We start from the raw sequence: 26,361 nt of genomic DNA, 5'->3' as shown, positions 1-26,361 counted from the left end.
CCGCTTCAGGGAACATGGCAGATATGGGCAATATCCTGCTCTGTTCTCTGGCGATTCTCACCTCGAATGGCTCCAGTCTCGAAACCTTCCACACCCCGGCTCGGCAAAGCGCTGAGGCGTGCCTTTTTCGCACGCAGCGTCCACGAGGTCGCGCCCGACTTGATCGGTGCGACCATGCTGGTCGACGGCGTCGGTGGGATCATCGTCGAGGTCGAGGCCTATCATCATACCGAGCCGGCGGCGCACTCCTACAATGGCCCCACGCCGCGGAACCAGGTGATGTTCGGCCCGCCCGGCTTTGCCTATGTCTATCGCTCCTACGGCATCCACTGGTGCGTGAACTTCGTCTGCGAGGAAGAGGGCTCGGCCAGTGCCGTGCTGATCCGCGCGCTGGAGCCGACCCATGGCATCGCCGCGATGCGTCGGCGGCGCCATCTCCAGGATTTGCACGCGTTGTGCTCGGGCCCGGGCAAGCTGACCGAAGCGCTCGGCATCACCATCGCACACAATGCCTTGCCGCTGGACCGTTCGCCGATCGCGCTGCATGCGCGGTCGGAGGACGTCGAGGTGGTGGCCGGCATCCGGATCGGCATCACCAAGGCGGTCGAGCTGCCCTGGCGCTATGGCGCCAGGGGCTCGAAATTCCTCAGCAAGCCGTTTCCGAAATAAGCTTACGACGCCTGCTTCAGCCGCTCCAGCGCCTCGAGCAGCTTGGCCTTGCGGGCGAGCGCGGCCTCGCGCTTCTCGCGCTCCTCCTCGACGACTTCCTCGGCCGCGTTGGCCACGAATTTCTCGTTCGCCAGCTTGGACTCGGCGCGCTTGATGTCGGCGTCGGCCTTCCCGATCTCCTTGTCGAGACGCGTGCGCTCGGCGGCGACGTCGATCACGCCCTTCAGGGGCAGCGCAGCCACCTCACCTCGCACCAGGAGCTGAACCGCGCCGTCGGGCGCGCGGTCGGCGAAGGCGATATCCGACAGCCGCGCCATGCGCTTGATGACGTCGCTCCAGCGCGGCACGCGCTCCTTCGTCTCGGCCGAGGCGCCTGCGAGCACCAGCGCCGTAAGGGTCGCCGGCGGGATGTTCATCTCGGCGCGCACCGAACGGATCTGCGTGACAAGGTCGATGACCCAGCCGATCTCGGCCTCGGCTGCGGGATCGGTGAAGTCGGCATGGTCGAAGATCGGCAGCACCCAAACCGGCGAGACGAGCGCGTCGGTCGGCCCCGTCGTCGCCGCGAGCATCGCAAGCTGCTCCGGCGTCGGTTCGGCCGGCTTCAGCGGCCACGGTGCCAGCGCGAGCAGACCGTCGCGCTTGGCCGTCACCTCCCACAGCTCCTCGGTGATGAAGGGCATGAAGGGGTGAAGCAGTTTCAGGATCTCGTCGCGCGCCCATGCCACCATGGCACGGGTCTCGGCCTTGGCAGGGCTATCGGGACCGAGCAGCACGGGTTTTGCGAGCTCGAGATACCAGTCGCAATAGACGTTCCAGACGAAGCGGTAGATGCTGCCGGCGGCGTCATTGAAGCGATAGGCCTCGATCGCCTCGGTCACCTCGCGCGTTGTGTGCGCGCTCTCATGCGCGATCCAGCGGTTCAGCGTCTCCTTGACCTTCGCCGGCTCGAAGCCCTCGGGCACGGCGCAGTGGTTCATCTCCGCGAAGCGCGACGCATTCCAGAGCTTGGTCGCGAAATTGCGATAGCCCTCGACGCGGCTGGTGGCGAGCTTGATGTCGCGTCCCTGCGCGGCCATCGCGGCCAGCGTGAAGCGCAGCGCGTCCGCGCCATATTGGTCGATCAGGCTGAGCGGATCGATGACGTTGCCCTTCGACTTCGACATCTTGGCGCCCTTCTCGTCGCGGACGAGGGCGTGGATGTAGATCGTCGAGAACGGCACCTCCTTCATGAAGTGCAGGCCCATCATCATCATGCGGGCGACCCAGAAGAAGATGATGTCGAAGCCGGTCACCAGCGCGTTGGTCGGGTAGTAGCGCTGCACTTCCGGCGCGTCTGCGGGCCAGCCGAGGGTCGAGAACGGCCACAGCGCCGAGGAGAACCAGGTGTCGAGCACGTCTTCGTCGCGCGTGATGAAGCCGTCACGCTTGTTGCGGTCGAGCGCCATCTCGCGCCCCTGCTCGACCGTGATGACTTCCTGCTCGACGTAATAGCCGAGGGCGTGGCTGACGGCCTCCTCCTCGGTCTCGGCGACGAACACCTTGCCATCAGGACCGTACCAGGCCGGGATCTGGTGGCCCCACCAGAGTTGGCGCGAGATGCACCACGGCTGGATGTTCTCCATCCACTCGAAATAGGTTTTTTCCCAGTTCTTCGGCACGAAAGTGGTTTCGCCCGAACGCACTGCGGCCATCGCGGGCTTCGCCAGCGTCTTGGCGTCGACATACCATTGGTCGGTGAGATAGGGCTCGATCACCGTGCCGGAACGGTCGCCATGCGGCACCATGTGGGTGTGGGGCTCGATCCGCTCGACGAAGCCGAACGATTCCAGCCGCTCGACGATGCGCTTGCGCGCAGCAAAGCGATCGAGCTTGTTGAACTCCTCGGCGAACTGCGAGGCACCTTCCGGCAGGTCGCGCAGATAATCCTCGTTGTCGAGGAGATCGAGGCAACCTTCCTTGTCGATGACGCTGATCCGGGCGAGGCCGTGGCGATTGCCGACCTCGAAATCGTTGAAGTCGTGCGCCGGTGTCACCTTCACCGCGCCCGAGCCCTTCTCCGGATCGGAATATTCGTCGGCGACGATCCGGATCTTGCGGCCGACCAGCGGCAGGATCACGTTCTTGCCGACCAGCTTCTGATAACGCTCGTCGTCGGGATGCACGGCGACGCCGGTATCGCCGAGCATGGTCTCCGGGCGCGTGGTGGCAACGACGATGAAGCTCGAGGGATCGTCGGGGCTGAAAATCTTGCCCTCGATCGGATAGCGCAGGTACCAGAGGCTACCCTTGACCTCGGTCTGCTGCACTTCGAGATCGGAGATCGCGGTGAGCAGCTTGGTGTCCCAGTTCACCAGCCGCTTGTCCTTGTAGATCAGGCCATCGCGGTGCAGCTCGACGAACACCTTGACCACGGCCTTGGACAGGCCCTCGTCCATGGTGAAACGTTCGCGCGACCAGTCGCAGGAGGCGCCGAGCCGCTTGAGTTGGTTGATGATGGTGTCGCCGCTCTCGGCCTTCCACTGCCAGACCCGCTCCAGAAACTTCTCGCGGCCCATCTCGCGACGGCTGGGCTGCTGGCGCTCCATCAGCTGCCGCTCCACCACCATCTGGGTGGCGATGCCGGCATGGTCGGTGCCGGGCTGCCACAGCACGTCGCGGCCGCGCATGCGCTCGAACCGGCACAGGATGTCCTGGAGCGTGTTGTTGAGGGCGTGGCCCATGTGCAGCGAGCCCGTCACGTTCGGCGGCGGGATCACGATGGTAAAGGGCACTGCGTCGCGGCGGTCCGGGCGGCCGGCCTTGAAGGCAAGGCTGTCCTCCCACACGACGGACATGCGGGCTTCGATATCGGCGGGCTGGTAATTTTTCTCGATCATGGCGCTGTTAGAAAGCCGCGCACGGGGTCCAAGTCAACGGACAAGTCAACGGAAAGGTCAAAGGAAAGCCAGGCGGCAACAGGGCTTTCCGGTCCGGTCGGGAGACCGAATATGACGCACAAGCAGGGCTTTATGAGGGCTCTGCGGCCCGATCTACCTGCCGCCGCGCGATACCCGCTCGATTTCGGCCTTCACGATGCGTTCGACGAGGCCCGGCAAATTGTCGTCCAGCCAGGACTTCAGCATCGGACGCAGCATCTCCTTGACCAGATCCTCCAGCGTTCGCGCATTGCTGCTGAGCACCGTGTGGGCCAGGGAATTGAAGGCGGATTCGACCGCGGAGACCGTCGATTGCGCCAGCATCGGCTGTTGGGGCGGCAGTGGCGGCGCATCGAAGTCGACGGGCGCATAGGATGCCGGCGTCGGACGCGGGGGCGGCGATTCGGCGAATTCGAGATCGTCGCGCGGCTCGACCTTGCGGAAGCTCGGCGGCGGCGGAGGCGGCGTCGGCTCCATCGCCAGCGCCATATCGTCGGTCAATTCCAGCACATCGGGCTCGGGGTCGGGCTCCGGTTCGGGAGCACGGATTTCCGGCGCAGCCGTGGCTGTGTCGAGGCCCGCCAGCAAAGCGTCGATATCGTCCTGATTGTTGGATGCATCCGCCTCGGGTGCGGGGGCCGGCGGCGGCGCCGGCTTTGCTGCCGGAGGCGGTGCGGGCTTCTCGGCGGCCGGCTTGGGCGGCGCGACCTTGGATGGCGGAATATCGTTGATCGCCTGCGGCTTCGGTGGCGCGGCGGGGGCGGCAGCTTTCTCGGGCTTGGCGGCATCCGCCGGCGGCGGCTTGGCCTCATCGTCGGCAATGATGCGCCGGATCGAGGCCAGAATCTCCTCCATCGAGGGTTCTGTGACCTTTGCAGGCTGCGTCATCTCCGACTCCACATCATCAACGCCCTCGCATGCGTTGTTTTACACCAAGCACGACAGGATTGGCCGGTTCCGGATGGGTGGCCCGACATTTTCGTCACGGCAGCCCGACTTGTCCCCAGATGACCGCTCAACGTGCAGCGGTGCGGCCCCTGCCCTCGGCACCTCATGCTTTACGCACACGGCATCGGATGCAAAGCGAATCGGCCCGCATCTTCTTGGCAAGGCTATGTCAGGGATTTTGATGATTGCAAGCAAAGCACCGGTCGGCTTCGGCTATTTGCGAGGCCGACCGGGTGATTACGGGACTAGCGTCCGTCTGGCGTGCGTACGCCGGCCCAGCTGTCGCGAACCTGCTGGTAGTGAACGCTGGGATCATAGACCGTGGTGTTGAGGCCGAGGACCTGCGGCGCGAGACGGCCGACCGCGTTGAGCACCGAATAGGACGCCACCACGCGGTCATGCTGGGCAGTGACGAGCGCTACGCGCGCGTTGACCAGCGCCTGCTGCGCGTTGAGCACGTCCAGCGTGGTGCGCTGGCCGGCCTTGGCTTCCTCGCGCACGCCGTTCAGCGCGATCTCGGACGCCGTAACCTGCGCCTGCGCGGACTGCACCTGCGCCTTGCCGGCTTCCAACTGGCCCCAGGCCTGCACGACGTTGGCGCGGGTCTGATCACGTGTGGTTTCGAGATTCAGGCGCTGCTGCGCCAGGTTCTCTTTCGATTGGCGGATGAGCGCATATTCAGCGCCCCCCTGATAGATCGGCACCGAGGCGGTCGCAATGGCGGACGCGGTCGTCGTTCGGAAGACCGTCAGGGTCTGCTGGTACGACTGGGTGATGCCAGCCTGAACCGTGAGGGTCGGCAGCAGCGCGCCTTCGTTGATCTTGACCTGGAGATAATTGACGTCGATGCCGAACATCGAGGCCGTGACGTTGGGGTTCTCCACCAGGCTGAGACCGACGGCGGAGGCGAGCGTCCCGGGCAGGAAACGATCGACCGGCGACCCCGGCGCAAGGTTCGTCGGCTCGTTGCCGATGATCCGGCGGAAATTCGCGCGCGTCGTCGTGAGATTCGATTCGGCAGTCAGGGCCTGGGTCCTGCCGGCCGCGAGCTGCGCTTCGGATTGCGCCACGTCCGTGCGCGTCACCTCGCCGACATTGAAGCGATCGCGGGTTTGCTTGAGCGTCTGTTCGAGCACGCGCACGTTGCTGCGCTGAACTTCGAGGGTGGCGGAGTCACGAAGATAATCCATGTAGCTGGTGGCAGCCTGCAACAGGACCGTCTGCTCGAGCACGCGCAACGCCTCGCGGGACCCCGAGACCTGGCTCTCCGCCGCGCGCGTCCTGTTGGCGGTCTGATTGCCGTTGTAGAGCGTCTGGTTGATAGTCAGGCTGGCGCTGTTGGGCTGAAGGGGCGGATCGCTATGGATTGGCAGACCCTTCTGCTGCTGCTGAATATCTTGATATTGATAGCCAGTGCTGAGGTTGACCCCGACCTTGGGCCGATAGCCCGACAGCGCCTGCGGCACGTTCTCGTCGGTCGAGCGCACCTGGGCGCGTTGCGCGTTGAGCTGCGGATTGTTCTGATAGGCGCGCACCAGCGCAGCCTCGATCGTATCCGCCAAGCCAGGCGTCGGCGCGGCAAGCGCCAGCAGCAGGACCGAAACCGCTGCTCCGGTGAAGAGCTTCACCCCATGCATCCAAAAATTCCGTTCATTCTAACGCCCGGCTCGTGCCCGCGAGCTGGGTTACCGTCTACGAGTGGAGTCGTTGCCCCGTCGCAACATAGGACGTGGTCAAGCGCGACGGAACTACCTGAGGGTGGTTCTCGGTGGAAACTCTTCACGTGCAGCATCCCGGCCACACTTCTGATTCAGAACGGGATTTTAATGGGCTAAAGCCGCTATCGGCCGTCAGAAGACGAAGGCGGCGGCCCGTTCCAGCCCGGGAAGCACCGGGGCCGCGGCATCGAACAGCGCCCGATGGCCGAATTCGCCGTGGGTATGGGTCACGATCATGGCTCGCGGCGGCCTGGATTCGGCCGAGACCCCCACCAGGCGCCCACCCTCCTTGAGCTGCCCGAGCAGCCCTGAAGGCGTCACCTCGGTGGCGCCGTTGAGGACGATCACATCATAGGGGCCAGCAGCGGCATCACCCTCGGTGCAGGCCGCGGCCTTGCAGGCCACGTTGGCAAGCCCGAGGGCGGCGAAGGCGTCGTTGGCCTTTGCCGCCAAGGCCGAATCGCATTCCGTCGCGATGACCTGACGCGCAAGCTTGGCGGTCAGCGCGGCGAGATAGCCCGTGGCGCAGCCGACGACCAGCACGTTGTCATCCTCGCCGATCTCGGCGGCCTGGAGCAGCTTGCCGGTCAGCTGCGGCTTGATCAGGAACCGCTTGGCGCCGTCCTCGCTGACGTCGAGATCGAGGTCGAGATACGCCAATGCCTGCCGGCTAGCCGGCACGAAAGCCTCGCGCGGAACCGTGAGCATGGCGTCGAGAACACGACGGTCGGTGACGTCACTGGTGCGCACCTGGCCATCGACCATTTTTAGGCGCGCCGTCGAGAAAACGGACATTTGCGGACCCTGCAAGGCGGACGATGCCGCGGACGAAAGTTGGCGGCATCTTTGGAACAGGCCCTGCGAAAACGCAACATGGCTTTGGCCCGCGAATCGGGCCGTTCCGCAACTCGCAACATCGAGGGCGAGACCTATTCGATCGTGACCGCGAGGCGGCCGATCAATGCAGCGACTTCGTCCAGCCGTGCCGAATCGTGGGTCTCGACCGCGCGCGCCAGACAGGCGAGGCATTCGTCGTCGCTGAGTTCGAGGACGTCCCCCGGCAGAATGGAGGGAGCCAGCTGGGAACGATCGACCTGGATGTCTCGCATGGGAATCAGCTCCGTAAAGGACCGCCTCTGGAACCTCGATTTCAATTGAGTCGTTTTGGCGTCGCCCCGGTGGATGCCGGCTCGCCACGGTACACATGTAATTGAGAATTTGCCGCAACGAGATCGCACGCCAGATTAGCGTCTGGACGCAAGTCACTGAAAATGAAGCGGAATTTGGCTCCCCGGGCTGGATTCGAACCAGCGACCATCCGATTAACAGTCGGATGCTCTACCGCTGAGCTACCGAGGAAAAGGGCGAACCCGTCGTTCGCGCGCGGCTGCGTATAACAAAGCCGCTTGCGCTTGCAAAGGACGAATTCGCTATCTGGCACATTGCCGCGAGGAAGGGCACGCGGCCTCTCCTCCGCCTGGCCTCAGGTCAAGTTACTCGGCGACGAACGAAGTGGTCTTGGTGCCGGAATCGTAGCGCAGCCGAAGTGCGGTGAACTTGCAGAGGTTGACGTTCTTCCAGAGCACGGTCTCGTCATAGTTCTGCCAGTCGACGCGGACATTCCAGACGCATCCTTCGTCGTCATCGTCGAACTCGACATAGGTGCTCGCCTGGTTCTGCAAAACCTTCTCCAGCTCGTTGTCCCATTCGTCCATGCCATCGTTCGGGGCGTTGAAGCCCAGGAATTTGATGGCATAGCCGGTCTCGTTGACGACGGTGACGTTGCGGGCGTCAGCCGCGAACGACGGCGCGGCGGCAATCGATAGACCGACCGCGATCAGTGCAGACAGAAAATACTTCATATGAAATTCTCCCGATCGAAACGGGCTGTCGGTGCCTGACGTCGATCGGCGCAGGCGCCGCGGCAACCAATGGCGTTGCCTTGAAGGATTCGTCGGAGGCGCAATCGAAAGGTTCAAGACGCGATCGATGCGCCCCCGGTTCGTTGCACGACGCGAGACGCGCAACGAGCGAATTCTTACCGATTCGAATTCTCCGCAGCAATGAACCGGCATTCATAGATCGGCGGGGTTTGTTGTCTCTGGGGCGGGCACCGGCACCGCGGAATGATCCTTGTCGCAGGCACAACTTCGCGTCCTCGCGACGCATCTCGCCCGAGCTTTGCTTCGTCGCGTACACCCTCCTCGTCAGAGGGCGCAGGGAAGACCGGGTGCCGGCTGGCACCCACGGTCCACTGTGCGAAGGTTGCGCTACAAGAGGCTGCACAGCGGCATACAGGTGAAGCCCAACACACGGCCTTCCCTGCGCAGTGGTTTGACGGCTTATGCCGAGCTCTCCCCGGGGAGCGATGCACTATTGCCCCCGTCGCCTTGCGGATGGCTGATGCGGATGCCCGGTCGGGCAGCCCACATCACCACAAGACTTGACGCACAGACCCCGGGCGTCAGGACGACACGGTTTTGCCGTACGCTGTCAGCACCGGTCGTGTGCGCGACGCCTTCGCTCACGGTTTTGCCGCCCTGCGAAGCCCTTCGCGCCGATGCTGCCCGCGTCCACCGCAGCCCATCCCACGTTTCGTGACGATCGCGATACGCCCCTCTGACCGGGATGAGGTGGCGAGATGAATACGCCAAAGCCGAATTTCGGTAAAGTGGAATATTTTCGCGCGAGCGGATTGACCCGCGGTTTGGGTGTTTTGCCCGACAGGCAACGCAAGGGATTGTAGCCCGGATGAGCGAAGCGATATCCGGGACTCGTTCGAGCGGCGGTCCCGGATTTCGCTTCGCTCATCCGGGCTACAAAAAGCCGAACTCACGGCCTCCGGCACACCAGATCGATCTCGATCAGTGCGTCATAGGCAAGCCCCGTTACGCCCACGCAGGTGCGGGCCGGCAGGCGGTGGGGCGGAAAGAACCCGCGATAAGTCTCGTTCATTGCGGTGTAGTCTTCCTTGAAACGCGTGAGATAGATGCGTGTCATCACGACGTGTTCGAGAGCGAGATCGACGCCCGCCAGGACGACCTTCAAATTCTCCATCACCGCCCTCGTCTGCGCGACGATGCCGTCGGGCAACACGCCCGGTGCTTGCGGCGTGTCCGGCATCTGGCCGGTGACGAAGACAAAGCCGTCGGTCTCCACCGCGTGGCTGAAGGGCGCGACCGGCTTCGGTCCGCCGCTGATCATGTGGAATTTCACTGGGGTTCCTTGTTACGGCGCGTCTCTTAAGGGAAGGTTTGAAACAGGCGCTTGCTGATGATCGCGTGCACGCCCCAATTGCCGTCGACCACCTGCGTGACGCCGAAGTCGACGGCGGCCGACATCAGCGCGATCGCCTCGTCCTCGCTCAGCCCCTTCACGTTCATCAGGAAGCGTCGCATCTTGCGAAACGCATCTTTCATGGCGAGATCGAGCGAGGACTTTGCGTAGACCTCGCTCTGGCCCTGGGCGCCGAACTCGGCGAGGTAGTTGGGATGGCTGAATCCGGTCAGGACCCAGTCGGATTCGGTCTCGATCAGGGGATAAGAGAGATCGGCGAAGGGACGACCGGCAAGGTCGGCCTTCTTGTGCAGGATCACCTCGAAGGTTCCCGTCATCGAGCATTCGATCGCGGTGCCGCTCAATTCACCGTCGCCTTGCGTGGCATGGGGATCGCCGACGGACAACAATGCGCCGGGAACGGAGACCGGAAGATAGACGGTCGCTCCCTTCCCCAAGCGCCAATTGTCGAGATTGCCGCCAAAATAGGACGGCGGCACCGAGTCGATGAAATCGACCTCGCGCGGCGCCACCGCGATCACGCCGAAATGCGGGCGCAAGGGAATGCGGATGCCGTCGAGCACGGCGTGGCGGCGCTTCACCGTGCCGGGCAAGACCGGAACGCCGGGATAGTCGTAGGTGGCGTGCACCACGCCAAACGGGTCGGTCTGCGACTCCCAGCGGTAGGAATACAGCGCGCGGGCATACGGCGCGTCGGTGTCGTCGAAGATTTCGTAGATCGTCACGACCTCGCGCGGCTTCGGCCCTGAAAGAAATTCGTCGTAATGATAGCCCCACCAGGCCGCAACCGAGGAGCCGAACACTCGCCCTGAATGTTTCGGATGGCGACTTGTGCGCGGCACGATGTCGAGGATCCGCACCTCCAGCACGTCCCCGGGCTGGGCGTCCTTCACCGACACGGGCCCCGTGCAGATGTGCACGCCAAAGCCTTCGCCGGCGCCGCGCCCGAATATGCTGGCATCCATCGGACCCGCGCCGCGGCGATCCACGTTCTTCCTCGCCCTGGTCCAACCGAATACGCTTTCGGCGGCCGCGTCGCCCGCGATCATCAGCTCAGGATCGTCGGAGGCATGCTGCGTCAGCGTTTCGATCGTGATGGTATCACCCGAATTGATCTCGAGCTGCGGCTTTAACGTGCGACTGAAATATCCCCAATGAACACGGTTAGCTTCGATCGGAAGATGATGATGCTTGCGTTCGGCCGTTCTCGGCTCATCGATGTCGGTGCGGGCGAGATTGCCGCGCGCCTCGGCGCTCGTCGGGTGGGCGCGAAGCTGCGCCAGCGCATCCTGCGGCCAGCCGCGCTGACCGGCTATCCCCTGCTGCGTCGTCGCCCGCTCCGCCTCCTGCTGGCGAAATTCGCGCGGCGGCAGTCCGAAGCGATGGCGGAAGGCGCGGCTGAAATGTGCGGAATCGCCAAAGCCATAGGCGTAGGCGATCTCCGATATCGAGCGATGTGCCTCGGACGGATTGGACAGATGGGCCCAGGCGCGCTGCAGCCGCCGCTCGCGCACGTAGTGAGTAAAGTTGTCGCCGACCGTCTCGAACAGCTTTTGCAGATAGCGCTCGGAGATTCCTTCGGCCTGCGCGACGCGCGCCGGCACCAGTTCGGGATCGTCGAGGCGGCGTTCGATGGTCTGGCAGATCCGGTGCAGGAGTGCCGACTGCGTCGCGCTCGATCCGGCGTCCGACGTCGAAGCCGCCAATTGATGGGCGAGCGTCAGCAGGAGATCGACGAGCGACTGCGTGACCGCATTCCATTCGGCATCGCTCAGCGTGTCGAGCGTGCGCGCAGTCGCGTCCAGCAAGCGCGCAAAGATGTCGGCAAAGCCGCTGGGCGGAACGACCCTGGGTTCGCCCAGCCGCGGCCTGCCCGAGAGGCGGCCGTGCAGCGCCTCCGATGTCACCGACAGCACGACGGCGCGCATGTCGCGCTGGAATACGATGCTCCAGTCCCCGCTCCGCGGCAGCAGCACGAGATGGCCCACCGGAACGATGCGATGGCCGCCGGCGCTCTTGAGCACCATGCCGTCCTCGACCGGCATCAGCGCAATCGGCAGGTCTTCGTTGGCCTGCGAGTGCGGACCGATGGTCTGGGCGCCGGCCGCCATGCGCGTCAGCGCGACGCCCGCGGCGTGGCGATGCGACGCCGTTGCGTGCCCATCCAGGAAGAAATGGCCTGCCGCCGGCTGCAGGCCCACCGCTGCCAGCACGTCCCGCCAGGCTTCGGGGCGGTCGTCTTGCGCGTAGGACTCGCTCGTGAAGGGACGGAAGCTCATCGGATCGACCCAGATTGCAGTGGATCGAAGCAACCTCTGTGCCAGACGCACGTGCTCATCCGTCGCAGCGACGGGCCGCAGATGCGGTTCAATGGTCAGGTGCTCATCCTGGAAACGAGATGTTCTTCAGAGTGTTAGAGCGGGATATCAACGTCGAGCGCGATTCGTAACCTGGATGGAGCGAAGCGTAATCCGGGACCTTCAGAGTCCGCCGTGACAAACCCGGATTGCGCTTCGCTCCATCCGGGCTACGGCCCATCAGTCACACCGGAAGATGTTCTTGCGGATCGTGCCGTGAACGCCCCAATTGGCGTCGACCACCTGGGTGACGCCAAAATCGGCGCCGACCGATAGCAGCGAGATGGCCTCGTCCTCGCTCAAGCCGTGCACGGTCATCAGGAAACGGCGCAGTTTTCTGAATGCGTCGCGCATCGCACGGTCGAGACTCGAATGATTGGCAATCTCGGTTTGTGCGTCAGCGCCGAGCGCGGCGAGGTAGTTCGGATAGGTGAAGCCGTAGAACGACCAGGCCTGATCGGTCTCCAGCATCGGATGGTCGAGACCTTCGAGGCTGGTGCCGGCGAGATCGGCTTTCTTGTGCAGGACGAACTCGAAATCGCCGGTCAGTGAGGTCTCGATCGCGGTACCGCCAAGCTCGCTGTCGCCTTGCGCGGCGTGGGGATCGCCGACCGAGAAATAGCCGCCGGGGACCGCGACCGGATAGAACATCCGCGCGCCCTTGCTGATGCGCCAGTCGTCGATGTTGCCGCCGGTATAGCTCGGCGGGATCGAGCTGACGAAATCGGCCTCCGACGGCGCGAGCCCCATGGTGCCGAAATGCAGCCGTGCCGGCACCTTGACGCTTGCGAGGATGTTCTCGCGCTTCTTGATGGTGGCATGATCGACCCGCACGCCGGGATAATCGATGGTCGGATGCACGATGCCGTCAGGGTCGGTCTGCGGCGTCCAGACGTAGTTGTAGACCGCCTTGGCGCAGGGCTCGCCTGACGTGTCGAGCTCGAAGATGGTGACGACCTCGCGCGGCTTCGGCTCCTCGATCAGATCGTGATAGTGAAAGCCCCAGTTGGCGGCGACGTTGGAGCCGAAGCAGCGCCCGGCGTGGCAAACGCTGCAGCTCGGCCGCGGCCGGATATCGAGGATGCGCACTTCGAGGATATCGCCGGGCTCGGCGCCTTCGATCGCGACGGGACCGGTGAGGAGATGGACGCCGATCCCCTCGCCTGCGCCACGAATGAAGGGGCCTTCGACAGGACCCGAGCCGCGCCGCGCGACTGCCTTGTGCTCGCGCGTCCATTGGAACACGCTCTCGGCGCCGGGATCACCCTGGATCATGCGCTCGTAGTCATCATTGGCGTGATGGGTCAGCGTCTCGATGGTGGCGCGATCGCCCGAGCGCAACGTCAGTGCCGGCGCGACCTTCTTGGAGAAATAGCCCCAGTGAACGGTTTTCGGCGAAACCGGCAGCGTGAGATGCTTCATGAGGTGGCCTCTTCTGGAAACGCGGTCTTGAACGTTGCGGGTGCGGCTCTCATCGCACCGCCTCCGGAGTCTTGTCGGCTTCCATCACGCTGAGGAAACGCGCGGTCAGCGGATTGCGGGGGTTGGAGAGCACCTCGTGCGCAGGCCCCTCCTCGATGATCGTGCCGCCGCTCAGGAACGCAACACGGTCGGCGACCTCGTCGGCGAAGCGGATCTGGTGCGTCGAGATAATCATGGTGAGGCCGTCATCGATGGCGAGCCGCCGGATCACCTCCAGCACCTCACTGACGAGCTCGGGATCGAGCGCCGAGGTCGGCTCGTCCAGGAGCAGCACGCTGGGGTTCGGTGCCAGCGCTCGGGCGATGGCGACGCGCTGCTGCTGGCCACCGGAGAGATGCCGCGGCAGCGCGTCGGCGCGGTGCGACAGCCCGACCCGGTCGAGCAGCTCGGCAGCGCGGCGATCTGCATCGATGCGGGTCATGCCGTGCACCCAGCGCAAGGGCCCCGCGATGTTTTCCTTCGCCGAGAGATGGGCGAACAAATTGAATTGCTGGAACACCATGCCGACGCCCACGCTTGCCCGCTCATTGGCGATCGCGCGGGGCGGCAGCAGCTTGCCGTCGTCGTCGAAGCCGAGGCGGCGGCCGCCGACACGCACGGTGCCTCCGTCCCAGCTTTCGAGATGATTGATGCAGCGGAGCAACGTGCTCTTGCCGGAGCCGCTGGGCCCGAGCAGCGCGACAACCTCGCCGACGCGCACGGTGAGATCGACGCCGCCAAGCACCTTTTGCGCCCCGTAGCTCTTGGTGAGGTCCCTGGTCTCGACCGCGATGTTGTTGCGCGAGATCGTCGCGGCACGCCGGGTGCGCTCCTCACGGGTCAAGGCCAGCGGCGGCGTGTCGGTGAGCTCGGCCTGTGCGGACACCGGGACGTCGACGGTCGCTGCGGCAAGTTCGAGCTTGGTGGCGAGATCGACGCGGCGCCAGGGCAGATAATCGGCGAGCTTGCGCTGGCGTCCCTTCGCGCGGTCGAGGTCGAGCAGCCACTCGACAAAAAGCTGGATGATGCTGATGGCAAAGGTCAGCACGAGGTACAGCAAGCCCGAGGCGAAGAAGATCGAGAAGAAGTCGAAGGTCGAGGACGCAAGCTGGGTCGAGCGCAAGGTCAGCTCCTGGACCGCGACCACCGAGGCCAGCGAGGAATTCTTCAGCGCGCTCACGGCCTCGTTGCCGAAGGCCGGGATCATAGTGCGGATGGCCTGCGGCGCGATCACCCGCCACATCAGGATTCGCGGCGTCATGCCGAGCGCCTGGCCGGCCGTCACCTGCCCGCGATCGACGCCGAGCACGCCGGCACGCAGCATCTCGGCGATGAAGGGCGCCTCGTTGCAGGCCAGCGCAAGGCCGGCGGCCAGCACCGCCGGCAGCTTGATTCCGATATGCGGCAACGCATCGTAGGCGAACACCATTTGCAGGATCAGCGGGGTGCCGCGGAAGATCACGGTGTAGGCCCTGGCGATCGCCGCCAGCAGCCAGAAGCGGGAGAGCTGCATGCCGGCGAGGATCAATCCGAGGATCAATCCGCCGCCGAGCCCGAGGGCAGTCACCTCGAGGGTGAGCTCGATGCCCTCGAGCAGATACGGCATGCTCAGGTAATGGAGGAACAGCGACATCAGTCGGCCGTCAGAATGTCAGGCTCCTTGAAGTTGTTCACGTCGAGCCCATGCTTCTTCAGAAGCTCCATATGCGTGCCGGCCTTCTGCACCTCGATCAGGGCAGCGAGCACGGCGTCGCGGAATTTCGGCTTGTCCTTCGGCACGGCGATGCCGACGGAATACGGGATCGTCACCGCGGTCGCCTTCTCCAGCTTGTCCGGATAAGCCTTCACCGCGCTGTCGACGGTGTTGACGTCGTTGACATAGGTGTCGGCACGACCGGCGAGGATCGCCTGGATGCAGTTGGCGTTGTTGTCGTAGAGCTGGACGGTCGGCTCGGCCTTGCCGGCCTTCTTGCACTCGGGCATCAGCGCCTGGATCAGCGGCACCTCGACATAGCCGGTGTTTTCGGCGGCAGCGGCGCCGCACATCGACATGTTGATGCCGTTGATGCCCTTCGGATTGCCCTTGGCCACCAGCACCCCGTCGAACACTTTCGAGTAGGTGATGAAGTCGGCGGCCTTGGCGCGCTCCTTGGTAGCGTAGATGTCGGAGATGACGATGTCGGCCTGTCCCGCGGCCAGCGTGGTCAGGAGCGCCGCGAACGTCACCGGCTTGTAGGTCAGCTTGAAGCCGAGGCATTCGCCGATGGCTTCGCCCAGATCAATGTCGAAGCCGATATATTTGCTCGGATCCTTCGGATCGATGGTCTCGTAGCCCGGCGTGTGCGGGTTGATGGCGTTGACGAGGGTCTTGCCTTTCCAGTCCGGATATTTGTCCTGGAGCGCGGCGCAGGCCGCAGGCGCCGCAGCCTGCGCGCTCAGGGGCGCAGCCGCCAGCGCGCCGAAAGTGACCGCGGCGCCGAGCGCGGCCTTGCGCCAAGACAGCGATGCACGCGCGTTCCCCCGCGCCTGGGGCAATACCGGTCTCTCCATCTCCAGCTCCTTCGAATTGTCATGGCAATGGCCATGTTCCAGATCTCGGAAGCGAGCCTAGGAGGAGAGCGGACCGGAAAGCTTGTCCGCGGGCGTACAAAAAATTGGACGGAGGGAGCCCGCCATTTGGGCAGGCGGCTGCCCAAAAACTGTTCGCGCGTGAGGGATGCTCGCGGCACCCAATTCCGAATTCGGGGGAACCAAATAGTCTTGCCGCTACGCCGCGATCTGCACGATCAAGAAATCATTCGGTGAGGCCATTTGACGGAGATATGACAATCGAAGGACGCATTTGCGCCCGAGATCCGAAGCACATCACGGCCTTCCACAGCTTGTCCGCAGCATACCCACAGGTCTATCCACAAGCCGACTATGCCGGATTCGCGAGCCCGCGCGAGCCACTTGCTGCGCACAAACCCACAGGCCCGGTATGTCAGCCGCCGGCCTGATCGAACACGGCGCGGCAAGCCTCACTCAAGCTTGACCTGTTACGGCGCAGGCACGCTGTGATGGCGCGAACGTTGGGGATCTCGCCGGCGCAGAGCCGGTAGACGTCGGGGGTACAGGCCCGGCGCTGCTCGGGCGTTCCCTGCTGCGCATGGGCGGCGGAGGCAAACAGCGTCAGGAACAGCCCGACGGTCGAGGCGCGGCGCGCCCGGCTTTTCACACCCGCAAATCGCAAGAACCTCGCCTTCATGACCACTCTCCCGTTCCGCCCTGCCCGCCGGCCTGTGTTGGCCGGTGTGCGAAGGGGTAGGAGAAATAAACAGCCGACGATGTGACCTCCTTCACACTGCGGGCACCCGGCAGGAACCTAACATCCCCAAGGGGATTTTCATGACTCGCTAACCAATCGGGACCCGATTGGCCGATCGCTAAAATGCGAACGATCGGCTCAACCGGGAAACAAACCGGCTTTGCGACATTGCGCCATCCGCGGTCCGGAGGGTGTGATGAGCGAAGCCGAATTCAACTTGCTGCTGGATGCCGTCCAGGACGCCATGGTCCATGACGATCTGGCGTTCGTGCCGGGGGAGGATTTCGTGCCGCGCTCGTGGACCTATTATGCGAAGCCCAACGCCTCCGCGAAGCCCAAAGCTGCCAATGACAATGAGGGCGCCTGGCCCCTGCTGCCGTTTCCCGACGGCTGGTACGCGGCCTGCTAAGGCCAATTTCACCGTGAGCCGATGCGCCCGCGCTCCGCGGGCGTTTTGCCATGGGCGCTACGCCGCGAAATCCGGCGTGCCCGCGATCAGGTCTTGACGCGCTCCCCGCCGTCCTGCGGCGCCTGGTCGGGTGCGGCCGGCGGAAAGATGCTGTCATAGATCGCGCGGGCCTCGCGAATGAGGCGGGCCCGCTCCAGCTCGGATTTCGGGACAAATCGGACGATTTCGCTCACGTGCTCTCCAGCGCTCGATCGTTGGGATGCATCACTTCGCAGATGCGAAGACTATGCCAGCGGGCTGAATGGCGGGTTTCCGCCGGCCTCCGGGCAAACCCGGGGTGCGCGGCCAGCATGCATCGCCCGCGCGGGCCCATAGCAGCCGCGACACGATCGAATGTTGCTGAGATATCAGGAGGTTGTGATGGAGGCCACGTCGGGACTCGAACCCGAGTAAACGGTTTTGCAGACCGGCGCGTAACCACTCCGCCACGTGGCCCCAACGAGGGCGGAGCAATATAGGGGATCACGGGTTTACGCAACCCCGACCGGACCAGCTACGCCTTCCCGCCGCCGAGATATTGGCCGAGAATCTCATCGGTTGTGCCGGCCGCCACGATCCGCCCCTCCTCCAGCAGGATCGCGCGGTTGCAGGTGCTCTTGATCAGCTCGATGTCGTGCGAGGCGAGCACCAGAATGCCGGCGCGCACGACGATCTCGTCGAGCCGCTGCCGCGCCTTCTTGCGGAACTGCTGGTCGCCGGCGCCGATCCATTCGTCGAGCAGCACGATCTCGCCCTCGACGGCGGTTGCGACCGCAAAGATCAGGCGCAGCATCATGCCGCTGGAATAGGTGCGCAGCGGCAGGTCGAGCCGGTCGCCGAGCTCGGTGAATGCGGCGATCTCCGCGCGCTTGGCGTCGATCTCGGAGCGCCGCGCGCCGATCACGAGCCCGCGCCGCATGATGTTCTCGTAGCCGGTCGCTTCCTCGTCGAATCCGGCCGAGAGATCGAACAGCGGCTGGCAGCGGCCCAGCACGTCCACGCTGCCCGACGTCGGATGGTAGATGCCGGCGAGCACCCGCAGCAGCGTGGTCTTGCCGGCGCCATTGGCGCCGATGATGGCGACGCGGTCGCCGGCACGGATGTCGAGGCTGACGTCATTCAACGCGGAGACGATGTGCGGGACCGCTGTGTTCCGCCGCAGTGTCACCGCGCTGACGAACCGGCTGCGTAGCGAGCGGTCTCGGAACGACAGCACCGGAAACCTCACCGAGACGTTGCGAAGCGCGATATGAGCTGCGGGGGTCATATCTCGTGCCTCACAGCCAATACGCCACACGATGGCGATATTTCGCGTAGCAGCCGAGGCCGATGACGGCCACGACGGTCGCATAGATGACCCCGAGCAGCCATTGCTCCGCATCGGTCGGCTGCGAGAGCAGCGGCCTGCGCACCAGATCGAGCAGCGTCGCGAACGGATTGGCGCGGATCAGCCAATAAAACGCGGTGCCGCGCACGCTGTCCTCGGTCCAGATGATCGGCGTCAGGAAGAAGACGAATTGCAGGCCGCTGACGATCGCCGAGCCGATGTCACGAAACCGCGCGCAGAGCATGCCGAGCGCGACCGAGCCGCCCAGCAGCACAGTGACCAGGATCGCGAAGCCCGGTACCGCGAGCAGCATGCTCCCATGCAATGGCCACGGCATCACGACATAGAGCAGGACGACGATCACCAGATGATGCGCGAAGATGAGGACATTGCGCGCGATCATCTGAAGCACATGCACGATCAGCGGCGCCGGCACCGCCTTGATCAAATGGCCTGATGCCACGAAGATGTTGGAACCTTCCTGGAGCGTCGTCGCGATCAGCGTCCAGACGATCAGGCCGACGGCAAACGGCGGCAGAAAGCTCGCGATGTCCTGTCTGAACAGTGCCGCATAGACCGTGCCTACGCTGGCAATGGTCGCCGCGAGCGTCAGCGTGATCCAGAGCGGGCCGATCACGGTGCGCCGGTAGCGCAGCGAAATGTCCATCAGGGCAAGCGTGCCCCAACGATCGAACCGCGCCGCCTGGGCAAGGATCTCCTTGGCTGCAAGCTGAATGCGACGGCCCCTTCCGCTTCCGGCGTTCCGATGGTGCGACAGGATAGCAGACCGCGGCCTGTTGGCCGATGGTCTCTATCCGCCCGCCTCTCGCGGGACAATCGGCCGTACGGATGATCCGGACCGGACTCAGGCTCGCTTGCCCCGCCGGACACCGCGCCGGCGGTCCTTCACCGGCGGCTTCGGCGCCAATTCGGGCATCTCGGTCTGGACCTCGCGATAGCGGGTCAACATCCGTTCAAAACTGGCATTCAGCGTCTCAGCGATGTCCGGACGCTTCTCCAGAGCGGAGAGGATCGTCGCTGCGGCCTCGATGGTCGACAGTCCGTCCTTCCGAGGCTCCTTCCGCAGGCGCCCGTAGCGCGATGGGGCGGCCGGGTTGAGGATGACGCGCTGGCATTTCAGCATCCACGGGTTGCGCCACCACAGGGCCTTGGCCTGGCTCCATGTGCCGTCGAGCAGCACCACACCTTCGAGCTTGCCGAGGCGCGCGCGCTGGTTGTCCGCGACCTCGCCCTTGCGGTTGAGGGCCAGGATTTCGCCCTCGGCCTCGAGATCGGTGGCGTGCGCCGAGCCGAGATAGAGCACGGCCCAGTGCGAGGCGTTCTCGATCGGTTGCCCCAGCGCCTTGGACAGGCTCGGCCAGGACAGGCCGACCCGCAGCGTGGCACCGGCGAAATGCTTCGCAAGCAGCCGGGCGGTGCCGAGCGCCCTGTCCTGCTCCTGCGGATGCTGAAGGATCAGGAGCGAGAGCCGGTTCTTGATGGGCATGACGCTGTCGCAGATGCACAGCGGCATCGGCTTCTGGCAGTGCGGGCATTCGGGGATCGGATCGGCCGGCGCGGCGGCGGTGGGGTTCGACATGGTCGCCGCTATACGCTTTGCAGGGCGGTTCAACAACCCGCCTATTCCGCCGGCGCAGCCAGCGGGCGCGGCTCGCGGCGGCGGCGCAGACGGTCGATCAGCAGGTAGATCACGGGCGTGGTGTAGAGCGTCAGGATCTGCGAGACGAACAGCCCGCCAATGATGGTGATGCCGAGCGGGCGGCGCAGTTCCGTGCCGGGGCCGGTCGCAACAACCAGCGGAATGCCGGCGAACAATGCCGCCATGGTCGTCATCAGGATCGGGCGGAAGCGCGCCTGGCAGGCCTCGAAGATCGCCTCCGCCGACGACAGGCCGCGCTGGCGCTCGGCATCGAGCGCGAAATCCACCATCATGATGCCGTTCTTCTTGACGATGCCGATCAACAGGATAATGCCGACGAAGGCGATCACCGTCAGCGGCGTGTTGGTGAGCTGCAAGGCCAGCAGCGCGCCGAGGCCCGCCGAGGGCAGCGTCGAGATGATCGTGAGCGGATGGGCGAGGCTCTCATAGAGCACGCCGAGCACGATATACATCGCCACCAGCGCGCCGAGGATCAGGAGCGGCTGGCGGCCGCTGGTCTTGGCGAAATCGCCGGCGTTGCCGTCAAAACTGCCGCGGATGCCTTCCGGCATGTGCAATTCCTCGACCGCTCGCTGGATGTTCTGCGTTGCGGCCTGGATCTGCACGTCCGGCAACAGGTTGAACGACACCGTGGTCGATGGGAACGATTGCGAATGATAGACCGCGAGCGCGGCCAGCCCGCGCGTCGCATGCACCACGGCCGACAGCGGTACCTGCGCGTCGCCCGCGCCGGCGACATAGATGCGATCGAGGTTGGACGGGTCGACCTGGAATTTCGGGTCGATCTCCAGCACGGTCATGTACTGGTTGCGCTGGGTGTAGATGATCCCGATCTGCCGCTGCGAGAACGCGTTGTTGAGCGCGTTGTCGATGTCCTGTACTCTGACGCCGAGCGCCGAGGCCTTCTGGCGGTCGATCGACAATGTCAGTTGAAGCCCGCCGGGATCGCGGTCGCTGGAGATGTCGGTGATGCCTTCGACGCTCTCCATGCGCTTGGCCACGATCGGCGCCCACTTCTGCAGCAAACCGAGGTCGGTGCTGGTCAGCGTGTATTGATAGTCGGAATCGCTCTGCCGTCCGCCGGCGCGCACGTCCTGGGCAGCGAACATGAACAGGCGGATGCCGGGCACCGGGTATAACGCCCGCCTGAGACGGTCGATCACCACTTGGGTCGAGACGTGATCGCGCTCCTCCGGCGGCTTCAGGCTGATGAACATGGTGCCGCGATTGGAGGTCGCACCGCCCGGCCCCCCGCCGCCGCCGACGGTGGAGCCAATGCCGGCCACCGCCCGATCCTGCATCACGATATCGGCGAGCCGCTGCTGCAGGCTCAGCATGGACTGGAACGAGATGTCGGCCGAGGCGCGCGTCGCCCCGATGACGAAGCCGGAATCGTCGGTCGGGAAATAGCCCTTGGGGACCTTGATGTAGAGCACCACCGTGAGGCCGATGGTGGCAAAGAACACCAAAAGCGTCAGCAGCGGAAACTCCAGCACCGTGCGCAGGGTGCGGGTGTAGAAGGCGACGATGCGCGTCAGCGAGCCCTCGATGACACGATCGAACAGCGTGGCGGATCCCGACGTGGTCTGCCTGATATAGTGGGCGCAGATCATCGGCGTAACCGTGAGCGACACCAGGGTCGAGACCAGGATCGCGAAGGTCAGCGTCAGCGAGAATTCGCGCAGCAGGCGGCCGACGATGCCGTCCATGAAGATCAGCGGCGTGAAGGCTGCGATCAGCGACAGGCTGATCGATACGACGGTGAAGCCGATCTGCCGGGCACCGTCCAATGCCGCCTGAAGCGGCCGCATGCCGTGCTCGAGATTGCGGTACATGTTCTCGATCATGACGATGGCGTCGTCGACCACGAAGCCGACGGAGATCGCCAGCGCCATCAGCGACAGATTGTCGATCGAGAAGCCCGCGACCCACATGCCGGCGCAGGTCCCGGCCAGCGCCAGCGGCACCGAGATTCCGGCTGCGATCGTCGGCGTGATCCGCCGCAGGAATACGAACACGACGACCATGACCAGTACGGCTGTCGCCAGCAGCGTCCATTGCATGTCAATCACGCTGGCGCGGATCGTGCTGGTTCGGTCGACCAGGGTGGAAACATCCACGCCGGCCGGAATCCACTGCTTCAGCGCCGGGATCAGCGCCTTGACCCTGTCCACGGTGTCGATGACATTGGCGTCGCCCTGCTTGGTGATCTGGATCAGCACCGCCGGCTGCTTGTTGAACCAGGCGATCGAGCGGGCGTTGCGAACGGAGTCCTCGATGTCGGCGACGTCCGACAACCGGACAAAATTGCCGTTCGCGCTCTTGATGACGATATCGCGGAATTCTTTGGCCGTCCGCATCTGCCTGTTGAGCGCCAGTGTCTCGCTCTGGCGCTCGCCATTAAAAATGCCGACCGGGCCAAGCGGGTTGGCGTTGATGATTGCGGTACGGACATCGTCGGTGGCGATGCCCGCGTTCGACAGCGCCACCGGATTGAGCTGAATGCGCACCGCCGGCTGGTCCGCGCCGCTGATCGTCACGTTGCCGACGCCCGGCACCTGCGATATGCGCTGGGCCAGCACGGTGTCGGCCACGTCGTAGATCGCGCTCGCAGCAAGGGTCTTCGAGGTCAGCGCCAGCACGAAGACCGGGGCGCCTGCGGTGTTCGCCTTGCGGAAGCGGGGCAGCGTCGGCAGATCGCTGGGCAGGTCGACCAGCGCGGCGTTGATCGCGGCCTGCACGTCGCGCGCGGCCTTGTCGATGTTGCGGCCGATGTCGAAATGGAGTTGGATGTTGGAGACGCCGAGCGATGACGTCGAGGTGATCTGGTTGATACCCGAAATCTCGCCTAGCCGCCGCTCCAGCGGCGAGGCAACCGTCGCGGCCATCACGGACGGATCGGCGCCGGGACGGCTGGCGGAAACGAAGATGGCGGGGAAATCGATGTTCGGAACCGAGGCGACGGGGAGGAACTCGTAAGCTACGATGCCCAGCAGGAACAACCCGATCGACAGCAGCGTGGTCGCGACCGGGCGGCGGATGAAGGGCTCCGAGATCGATGCCATCACTGCATCCCCTCGGTCGCGCCCGCGACCGGCGGACCGCCGGGTTCGGCCGGCGGCAGCGCCTGCTCGAGGCGGCGGTTGATGCGGTCGAGCGCGAGATAGATCACCGGCGTGGTGTAGAGCGTGAGCAATTGGCTGAGCAGCAGGCCGCCGATGATGGAGATGCCGAGCGGAAAGCGCAGCTCGGCGCCGGTGCCGCTCTCGATCGCCAGCGGCAGCGCGCCGAACAGGGCGGCCAGCGTCGTCATCATGATTGGACGGAAGCGCAGCAGACAAGCCTGCACGATCGCCTCGTTGGGCGACATCCCCTGCCCGCGCTCGGCCTCGAGCGCGAAGTCGATCATCATGATCGCGTTCTTCTTGACGATGCCCATCAACAGGATGATGCCGATCAACCCGATCACCGAGAGGTCCTGCCCGCACAGCATCAGCGCCAGGATCGCGCCGACTCCGGCCGAAGGCAGCGTCGAGAGGATCGTGATCGGATGGATGTAGCTCTCGTAGAGCACGCCGAGCACGATATAGATCGTGATCACCGCGGCCAGCAGCAGCCAGGGCTGGCCGGCGAGTGCCTTGGCGAATTCGGCGGCGTCGCCGGCATAGACGCCGACGATGCTGTTGGGCATCTCGATCCGGGTCTCGATGGTCTTCACGGCCTCGACGGCATCGCCGAGCGCCGCGCCCGGCGCGAGGTTGAAGCTGAGCGAGATCGACGGGAATTGCGCCTGGTGCGAAATCGCGAGCGGCGCGGTGGTGCGCGTCAGCGTCGCCACGGCGGAGAGCGGCACCTGTGCGTTGGGCGCGCCGGCGGTCGCGCTCGCCCCGCCCGGCAGATAAAGCTTCGACAGGATCGAGGGATCGCGCTGGTACATCGGCAGCGCTTCCAGCACCACGCGGTACTGGTTGGCCTGGCCGTAGATGGTCGAGATCTGGCGCTGCGCGAAGGCGTCGTTGAGCGTGTCGGTGATGCCCTGGAGGCTGACGCCGAGCTGGCCGGCGCGGGTGCGGTCGACCGTGAGCTGCGCCCTCAGACCGCCTTCCTGCGCCTCCGAGGAGACGTCGCGGAACAGCGGATCGCGCCGCATCTCGGCAACCAGCTTGCGCGCCCATTCCGATACCAGGACGGCGTCGGTGCCGGTCAGCGTGTACTGGTATTGCGAGCGGCTCGACTGGGTCGAGATCTGCACGTCCTGCACCGGCTGGAAATAGACGGTCATGCCGGGGATGCCTGAGACCCGCTCCTTCAACCGGGTGATGACGACGCTGACATCATCGCGCCGCTCGCCGCGAGGTTTCAGCGTCATAACAAGCCGGCCGACATTGGTGGTCGGATTGACCGAGCCCGCACCGATCACCGAAACCACGCCGGTCACGTCAGGGTCGGCCTTGATGGCATCGGCTGCGTCGGCCTGCCGCTTCTGCATCTCCGCGAACGACACGTCGGGACCGGCTTCCGTCACCGCCGTGATCGAGGCAGTGTCCTGCAGCGGCAGGAAGCCCTTTGGCGCGACGACATAGAGCGCCAGGGTCGCAATCAGCGTGGCGAAGGTCACGACCAGCGTCGCGCGCTGGCGCTCCAGCACCCAGAGCAGCGTGCGGTGATAGAACCCGACGGTGCGGTCGATGAAGCGGCTGACCGCGGCAAGACCCGGCACCGCCAGTTCTTCATGGGCATGCTTCAGCAGGCGCGAGCACATCATCGGCGTCAGCGTCAGCGAGACCACGGCGGAGGTCACGACCGCGATCGTCAGCGTCAGCGCGAATTCGCGGAACATGCGGCCGACGAGGCCCGACATGAACAACAACGGGATGAACACCGCAATCAGCGACACCGTCAGGGAGATCACGGTGAAGCCGATCTCGCTGGCGCCCTTGAGCGACGCCTCCATCGCGCTGTCGCCGTTTTCCATGTGCCGGACGATGTTCTCGATCATCACGATGGCGTCGTCCACGACGAAGCCGGTGCCGATGGTGAGCGCCATCAGCGATAGATTGTCGAGGCTGAAGCCGGCGAAATACATGATGGCGAAGCTGGTGATCAGCGACAGCGGTAGCGCCACCCCGGCAATCAGCGTGGCGCGTAGCGAACGCAGGAACAACAGCACCACCAGCGTCACCAGGACGACGCTGAGGATCAGCGTGAACTGCACGTCGCGCACCGAGGCACGGATGGTGACGGTGCGGTCGGAGACGATGGTGAGGTTCACGCCGGCCGGAATAGCGCGCTGGACCTTTGGGATTTCCGCCCGGATCTGGCTGACGACGTCGATCACATTGGCGCCGGGCTGACGCTGGATGTCGATGATGACCGCGGGCGAGCCCTGGTACCAGCCGCCGGTGCGGTCGTTCTCGAGGCCATCGACGATCTGGGCGACGTCGGCGATCGTGACCGGCGAGCCGTTGCGGTAGGCGATGATGACAGGCTTGTAGGCGTCGGCGGCGGCGATCTGGTCGTTGGCGGCGATGATGTAGGATTGCTGTGCGCCGTCGAGCGAGCCCTTTGGCCCGGAGACGTTCGCACTGGCGATCGCGGTGCGCAGGTCCTCCATCGCGATGCCATAGGCGGCGAGCCGCGCCAGATCCGCCTGGATGCGGACGGCCGGCTTCAACCCGCCGAGCACAGAGACGCGCCCGACGCCGGAAATCTGGCTCAGCCGCTGCGCCAGCAGCGTGTCGGCGATGTCGCTCATCGCCCGCAGCGAGATCGTGTCGGAGCGTAGGGCCAACGTCATCACCGGCGCATCGGCCGGGTTCACCTTGGCGTAGGTCGGCGGATAAGGCAGCGTCTTCGGCAGCACGCCGGCCGCGGCGTTGATCGCGGCCTGGACGTCCTGGGTCGCGCCGTCGATGTCGCGGTTGAGATCGAACTGGAGCGAGATCTGACTGACGCCGAACGAACTCGTCGAATTCATCGCCGATAGCGACGGGATCTGTCCGAGTTGCCGCTCCAGCGGCGCGGTAATCAGCGAGGCGATCACGTCGGGGCTCGCGCCGGGCAATTGCGTCGTCACCTGCACGGTCGGGAAATCGACCTGCGGCAGCGCAGACACCGGCAGCGCGAAGTAGCCGAGCAGTCCGCCGATCAGAAGCGCGATGCCCAGCAATGAGGTCGCGATCGGCCGTCGGATGAAGGGTTCGGAGACGCCCATGGGATGCGCCTGCCGC

19 protein-coding genes, 2 tRNA genes and 1 pseudogene are annotated in these 26,361 nt (G+C 64.8%); 2 read left to right on the top strand and 20 right to left on the bottom strand.

Features of this window, described 5'->3' with window-relative positions; all coding sequences use genetic code 11:
• Positions 1-66: 66 nt before the first annotated feature.
• Positions 67-669, top strand: a complete 603-nt coding sequence (locus BRA471DRAFT_RS19410; protein WP_007610272.1) for a DNA-3-methyladenine glycosylase — start codon at positions 67-69, stop codon at positions 667-669.
• Between the two features lie 2 nt (positions 670-671).
• On the opposite strand, the gene BRA471DRAFT_RS19405 is transcribed toward BRA471DRAFT_RS19410, so the two are convergent.
• From BRA471DRAFT_RS19405 to BRA471DRAFT_RS19345, 13 genes are all read right to left on the bottom strand, one after another.
• Complete coding sequence (locus tag BRA471DRAFT_RS19405) at positions 672-3,548, bottom strand: valine--tRNA ligase (RefSeq protein ID WP_007610269.1); 2,877 nt, start codon at positions 3,546-3,548, stop codon at positions 672-674.
• A 153-nt stretch (positions 3,549-3,701) separates the two neighbouring features.
• Positions 3,702-4,475: a PopZ family protein gene (locus tag BRA471DRAFT_RS19400; protein ID WP_007610266.1), complete on the bottom strand. Its 774-nt coding sequence runs from the start codon at positions 4,473-4,475 to the stop codon at positions 3,702-3,704.
• A gap of 305 nt (positions 4,476-4,780) precedes the next feature.
• Positions 4,781-6,172 (bottom strand): TolC family outer membrane protein, encoded by a 1,392-nt coding sequence (locus tag BRA471DRAFT_RS19395; RefSeq protein ID WP_007610265.1) that lies wholly within the window; start codon positions 6,170-6,172, stop codon positions 4,781-4,783.
• Positions 6,173-6,385: 213 nt separating this feature from the next.
• A complete protein-coding gene (locus BRA471DRAFT_RS19390) occupies positions 6,386-7,048 on the bottom strand; it encodes a protein-L-isoaspartate O-methyltransferase (RefSeq protein ID WP_007610260.1) in 663 nt (220 codons plus the stop codon).
• A gap of 134 nt (positions 7,049-7,182) precedes the next feature.
• Positions 7,183-7,362 carry a hypothetical protein gene (locus BRA471DRAFT_RS19385; RefSeq protein WP_007610252.1) on the bottom strand — a complete coding sequence of 60 codons (180 nt, stop codon included), beginning with the start codon at positions 7,360-7,362 and terminating at the stop codon, positions 7,183-7,185.
• A 175-nt stretch (positions 7,363-7,537) separates the two neighbouring features.
• A tRNA-Asn gene (locus tag BRA471DRAFT_RS19380) sits at positions 7,538-7,612 on the bottom strand.
• 134 nt (positions 7,613-7,746) lie between these two features.
• The gene (locus BRA471DRAFT_RS19375) at positions 7,747-8,115 is read right to left on the bottom strand and encodes a hypothetical protein (protein ID WP_007610247.1); all 369 of its coding nucleotides are present in this window, start codon (positions 8,113-8,115) and stop codon (positions 7,747-7,749) included.
• A gap of 970 nt (positions 8,116-9,085) precedes the next feature.
• Complete coding sequence (locus BRA471DRAFT_RS19370) at positions 9,086-9,469, bottom strand: RidA family protein (RefSeq protein ID WP_007610241.1); 384 nt, start codon at positions 9,467-9,469, stop codon at positions 9,086-9,088.
• A gap of 26 nt (positions 9,470-9,495) precedes the next feature.
• Positions 9,496-11,829: an acetamidase/formamidase family protein gene (locus BRA471DRAFT_RS19365; RefSeq protein WP_007610239.1), complete on the bottom strand. Its 2,334-nt coding sequence runs from the start codon at positions 11,827-11,829 to the stop codon at positions 9,496-9,498.
• Between the two features lie 258 nt (positions 11,830-12,087).
• Positions 12,088-13,329 (bottom strand): acetamidase/formamidase family protein, encoded by a 1,242-nt coding sequence (locus tag BRA471DRAFT_RS19360; RefSeq protein WP_007610237.1) that lies wholly within the window; start codon positions 13,327-13,329, stop codon positions 12,088-12,090.
• A gap of 49 nt (positions 13,330-13,378) precedes the next feature.
• On the bottom strand, positions 13,379-15,001 hold the full coding sequence (locus BRA471DRAFT_RS19355) for an amino acid ABC transporter permease/ATP-binding protein (protein WP_007610236.1): 1,623 nt from the start codon (positions 14,999-15,001) through the stop codon (positions 13,379-13,381).
• Positions 15,001-15,918, bottom strand: a complete 918-nt coding sequence (locus tag BRA471DRAFT_RS19350) for an ABC transporter substrate-binding protein (protein ID WP_007610235.1) — start codon at positions 15,916-15,918, stop codon at positions 15,001-15,003. Before BRA471DRAFT_RS19350 ends, BRA471DRAFT_RS19355 begins: the two co-directional genes overlap by 1 nt.
• A gap of 433 nt (positions 15,919-16,351) precedes the next feature.
• Positions 16,352-16,615: a hypothetical protein gene (locus tag BRA471DRAFT_RS19345; RefSeq protein WP_007610234.1), complete on the bottom strand. Its 264-nt coding sequence runs from the start codon at positions 16,613-16,615 to the stop codon at positions 16,352-16,354.
• A 256-nt stretch (positions 16,616-16,871) separates the two neighbouring features.
• Between BRA471DRAFT_RS19345 and BRA471DRAFT_RS19340 the strand changes: the two genes are divergently transcribed.
• Positions 16,872-17,084 carry a hypothetical protein gene (locus BRA471DRAFT_RS19340; protein WP_007610233.1) on the top strand — a complete coding sequence of 71 codons (213 nt, stop codon included), beginning with the start codon at positions 16,872-16,874 and terminating at the stop codon, positions 17,082-17,084.
• An 86-nt stretch (positions 17,085-17,170) separates the two neighbouring features.
• On the opposite strand, the gene BRA471DRAFT_RS38965 is transcribed toward BRA471DRAFT_RS19340, so the two are convergent.
• The 7 genes and pseudogenes from BRA471DRAFT_RS38965 to BRA471DRAFT_RS19310 all read right to left on the bottom strand — a co-directional run bounded on the left by BRA471DRAFT_RS38965 (position 17,171) and on the right by BRA471DRAFT_RS19310 (position 26,345).
• Positions 17,171-17,317: a hypothetical protein gene (locus BRA471DRAFT_RS38965; RefSeq protein WP_007610232.1), complete on the bottom strand. Its 147-nt coding sequence runs from the start codon at positions 17,315-17,317 to the stop codon at positions 17,171-17,173.
• Positions 17,318-17,505: 188 nt separating this feature from the next.
• Positions 17,506-17,579: transfer RNA gene (locus BRA471DRAFT_RS19335), tRNA-Cys, on the bottom strand.
• 58 nt (positions 17,580-17,637) lie between these two features.
• Positions 17,638-18,234 (bottom strand): annotated as a pseudogene (locus BRA471DRAFT_RS19330) (ABC transporter ATP-binding protein); the annotation flags it as partial.
• Between the two features lie 166 nt (positions 18,235-18,400).
• Positions 18,401-19,117 (bottom strand): ABC transporter permease, encoded by a 717-nt coding sequence (locus BRA471DRAFT_RS19325; RefSeq protein ID WP_035974106.1) that lies wholly within the window; start codon positions 19,115-19,117, stop codon positions 18,401-18,403.
• Between the two features lie 198 nt (positions 19,118-19,315).
• Positions 19,316-20,050: a tRNA-uridine aminocarboxypropyltransferase gene (locus tag BRA471DRAFT_RS19320; protein ID WP_007610227.1), complete on the bottom strand. Its 735-nt coding sequence runs from the start codon at positions 20,048-20,050 to the stop codon at positions 19,316-19,318.
• A gap of 41 nt (positions 20,051-20,091) precedes the next feature.
• Positions 20,092-23,196 (bottom strand): efflux RND transporter permease subunit, encoded by a 3,105-nt coding sequence (locus BRA471DRAFT_RS19315; RefSeq protein ID WP_007610226.1) that lies wholly within the window; start codon positions 23,194-23,196, stop codon positions 20,092-20,094.
• Complete coding sequence (locus BRA471DRAFT_RS19310) at positions 23,196-26,345, bottom strand: efflux RND transporter permease subunit (RefSeq protein WP_007610225.1); 3,150 nt, start codon at positions 26,343-26,345, stop codon at positions 23,196-23,198. Before BRA471DRAFT_RS19310 ends, BRA471DRAFT_RS19315 begins: the two co-directional genes overlap by 1 nt.
• Positions 26,346-26,361: the final 16 nt, after the last annotated feature.

Source organism: Bradyrhizobium sp. WSM471 (assembly GCF_000244915.1).
Taxonomy (GTDB): domain Bacteria; phylum Pseudomonadota; class Alphaproteobacteria; order Rhizobiales; family Xanthobacteraceae; genus Bradyrhizobium.
Note: the sequence above shows the minus strand (reverse complement) of the source record. Positions and strands in the feature narration are given on the sequence as shown.

Bases quoted from the DNA above. Each gene is read 5' to 3' on its own strand.
- BRA471DRAFT_RS19390 (WP_007610260.1), bottom strand. From the start codon at position 7,048: ATGTCCGTTTTCTCGACGGCGCGCCTAAAAATGGTCGATGGCCAGGTG.
- BRA471DRAFT_RS19350 (WP_007610235.1), bottom strand. From the start codon at position 15,918: ATGGAGAGACCGGTATTGCCCCAGGCGCGGGGGAACGCGCGTGCATCG.
- BRA471DRAFT_RS19345 (WP_007610234.1), bottom strand. From the start codon at position 16,615: ATGAAGGCGAGGTTCTTGCGATTTGCGGGTGTGAAAAGCCGGGCGCGC.
- BRA471DRAFT_RS19365 (WP_007610239.1), bottom strand. From the start codon at position 11,829: ATGAGCTTCCGTCCCTTCACGAGCGAGTCCTACGCGCAAGACGACCGC.
- BRA471DRAFT_RS19355 (WP_007610236.1), bottom strand. From the start codon at position 15,001: ATGTCGCTGTTCCTCCATTACCTGAGCATGCCGTATCTGCTCGAGGGC.
- BRA471DRAFT_RS19385 (WP_007610252.1), bottom strand. From the start codon at position 7,362: ATGCGAGACATCCAGGTCGATCGTTCCCAGCTGGCTCCCTCCATTCTG.
- BRA471DRAFT_RS19320 (WP_007610227.1), bottom strand. From the start codon at position 20,050: ATGTCGAACCCCACCGCCGCCGCGCCGGCCGATCCGATCCCCGAATGC.
- BRA471DRAFT_RS19315 (WP_007610226.1), bottom strand. From the start codon at position 23,196: ATGGCATCGATCTCGGAGCCCTTCATCCGCCGCCCGGTCGCGACCACG.
- BRA471DRAFT_RS19340 (WP_007610233.1), top strand. From the start codon at position 16,872: ATGAGCGAAGCCGAATTCAACTTGCTGCTGGATGCCGTCCAGGACGCC.
- BRA471DRAFT_RS19360 (WP_007610237.1), bottom strand. From the start codon at position 13,329: ATGAAGCATCTCACGCTGCCGGTTTCGCCGAAAACCGTTCACTGGGGC.
- BRA471DRAFT_RS19410 (WP_007610272.1), top strand. From the start codon at position 67: ATGGCTCCAGTCTCGAAACCTTCCACACCCCGGCTCGGCAAAGCGCTG.
- BRA471DRAFT_RS19310 (WP_007610225.1), bottom strand. From the start codon at position 26,345: ATGGGCGTCTCCGAACCCTTCATCCGACGGCCGATCGCGACCTCATTG.
- BRA471DRAFT_RS19405 (WP_007610269.1), bottom strand. From the start codon at position 3,548: ATGATCGAGAAAAATTACCAGCCCGCCGATATCGAAGCCCGCATGTCC.
- BRA471DRAFT_RS19395 (WP_007610265.1), bottom strand. From the start codon at position 6,172: ATGCATGGGGTGAAGCTCTTCACCGGAGCAGCGGTTTCGGTCCTGCTG.
- BRA471DRAFT_RS19375 (WP_007610247.1), bottom strand. From the start codon at position 8,115: ATGAAGTATTTTCTGTCTGCACTGATCGCGGTCGGTCTATCGATTGCC.
- BRA471DRAFT_RS19400 (WP_007610266.1), bottom strand. From the start codon at position 4,475: ATGACGCAGCCTGCAAAGGTCACAGAACCCTCGATGGAGGAGATTCTG.
- BRA471DRAFT_RS19325 (WP_035974106.1), bottom strand. From the start codon at position 19,117: ATGGACATTTCGCTGCGCTACCGGCGCACCGTGATCGGCCCGCTCTGG.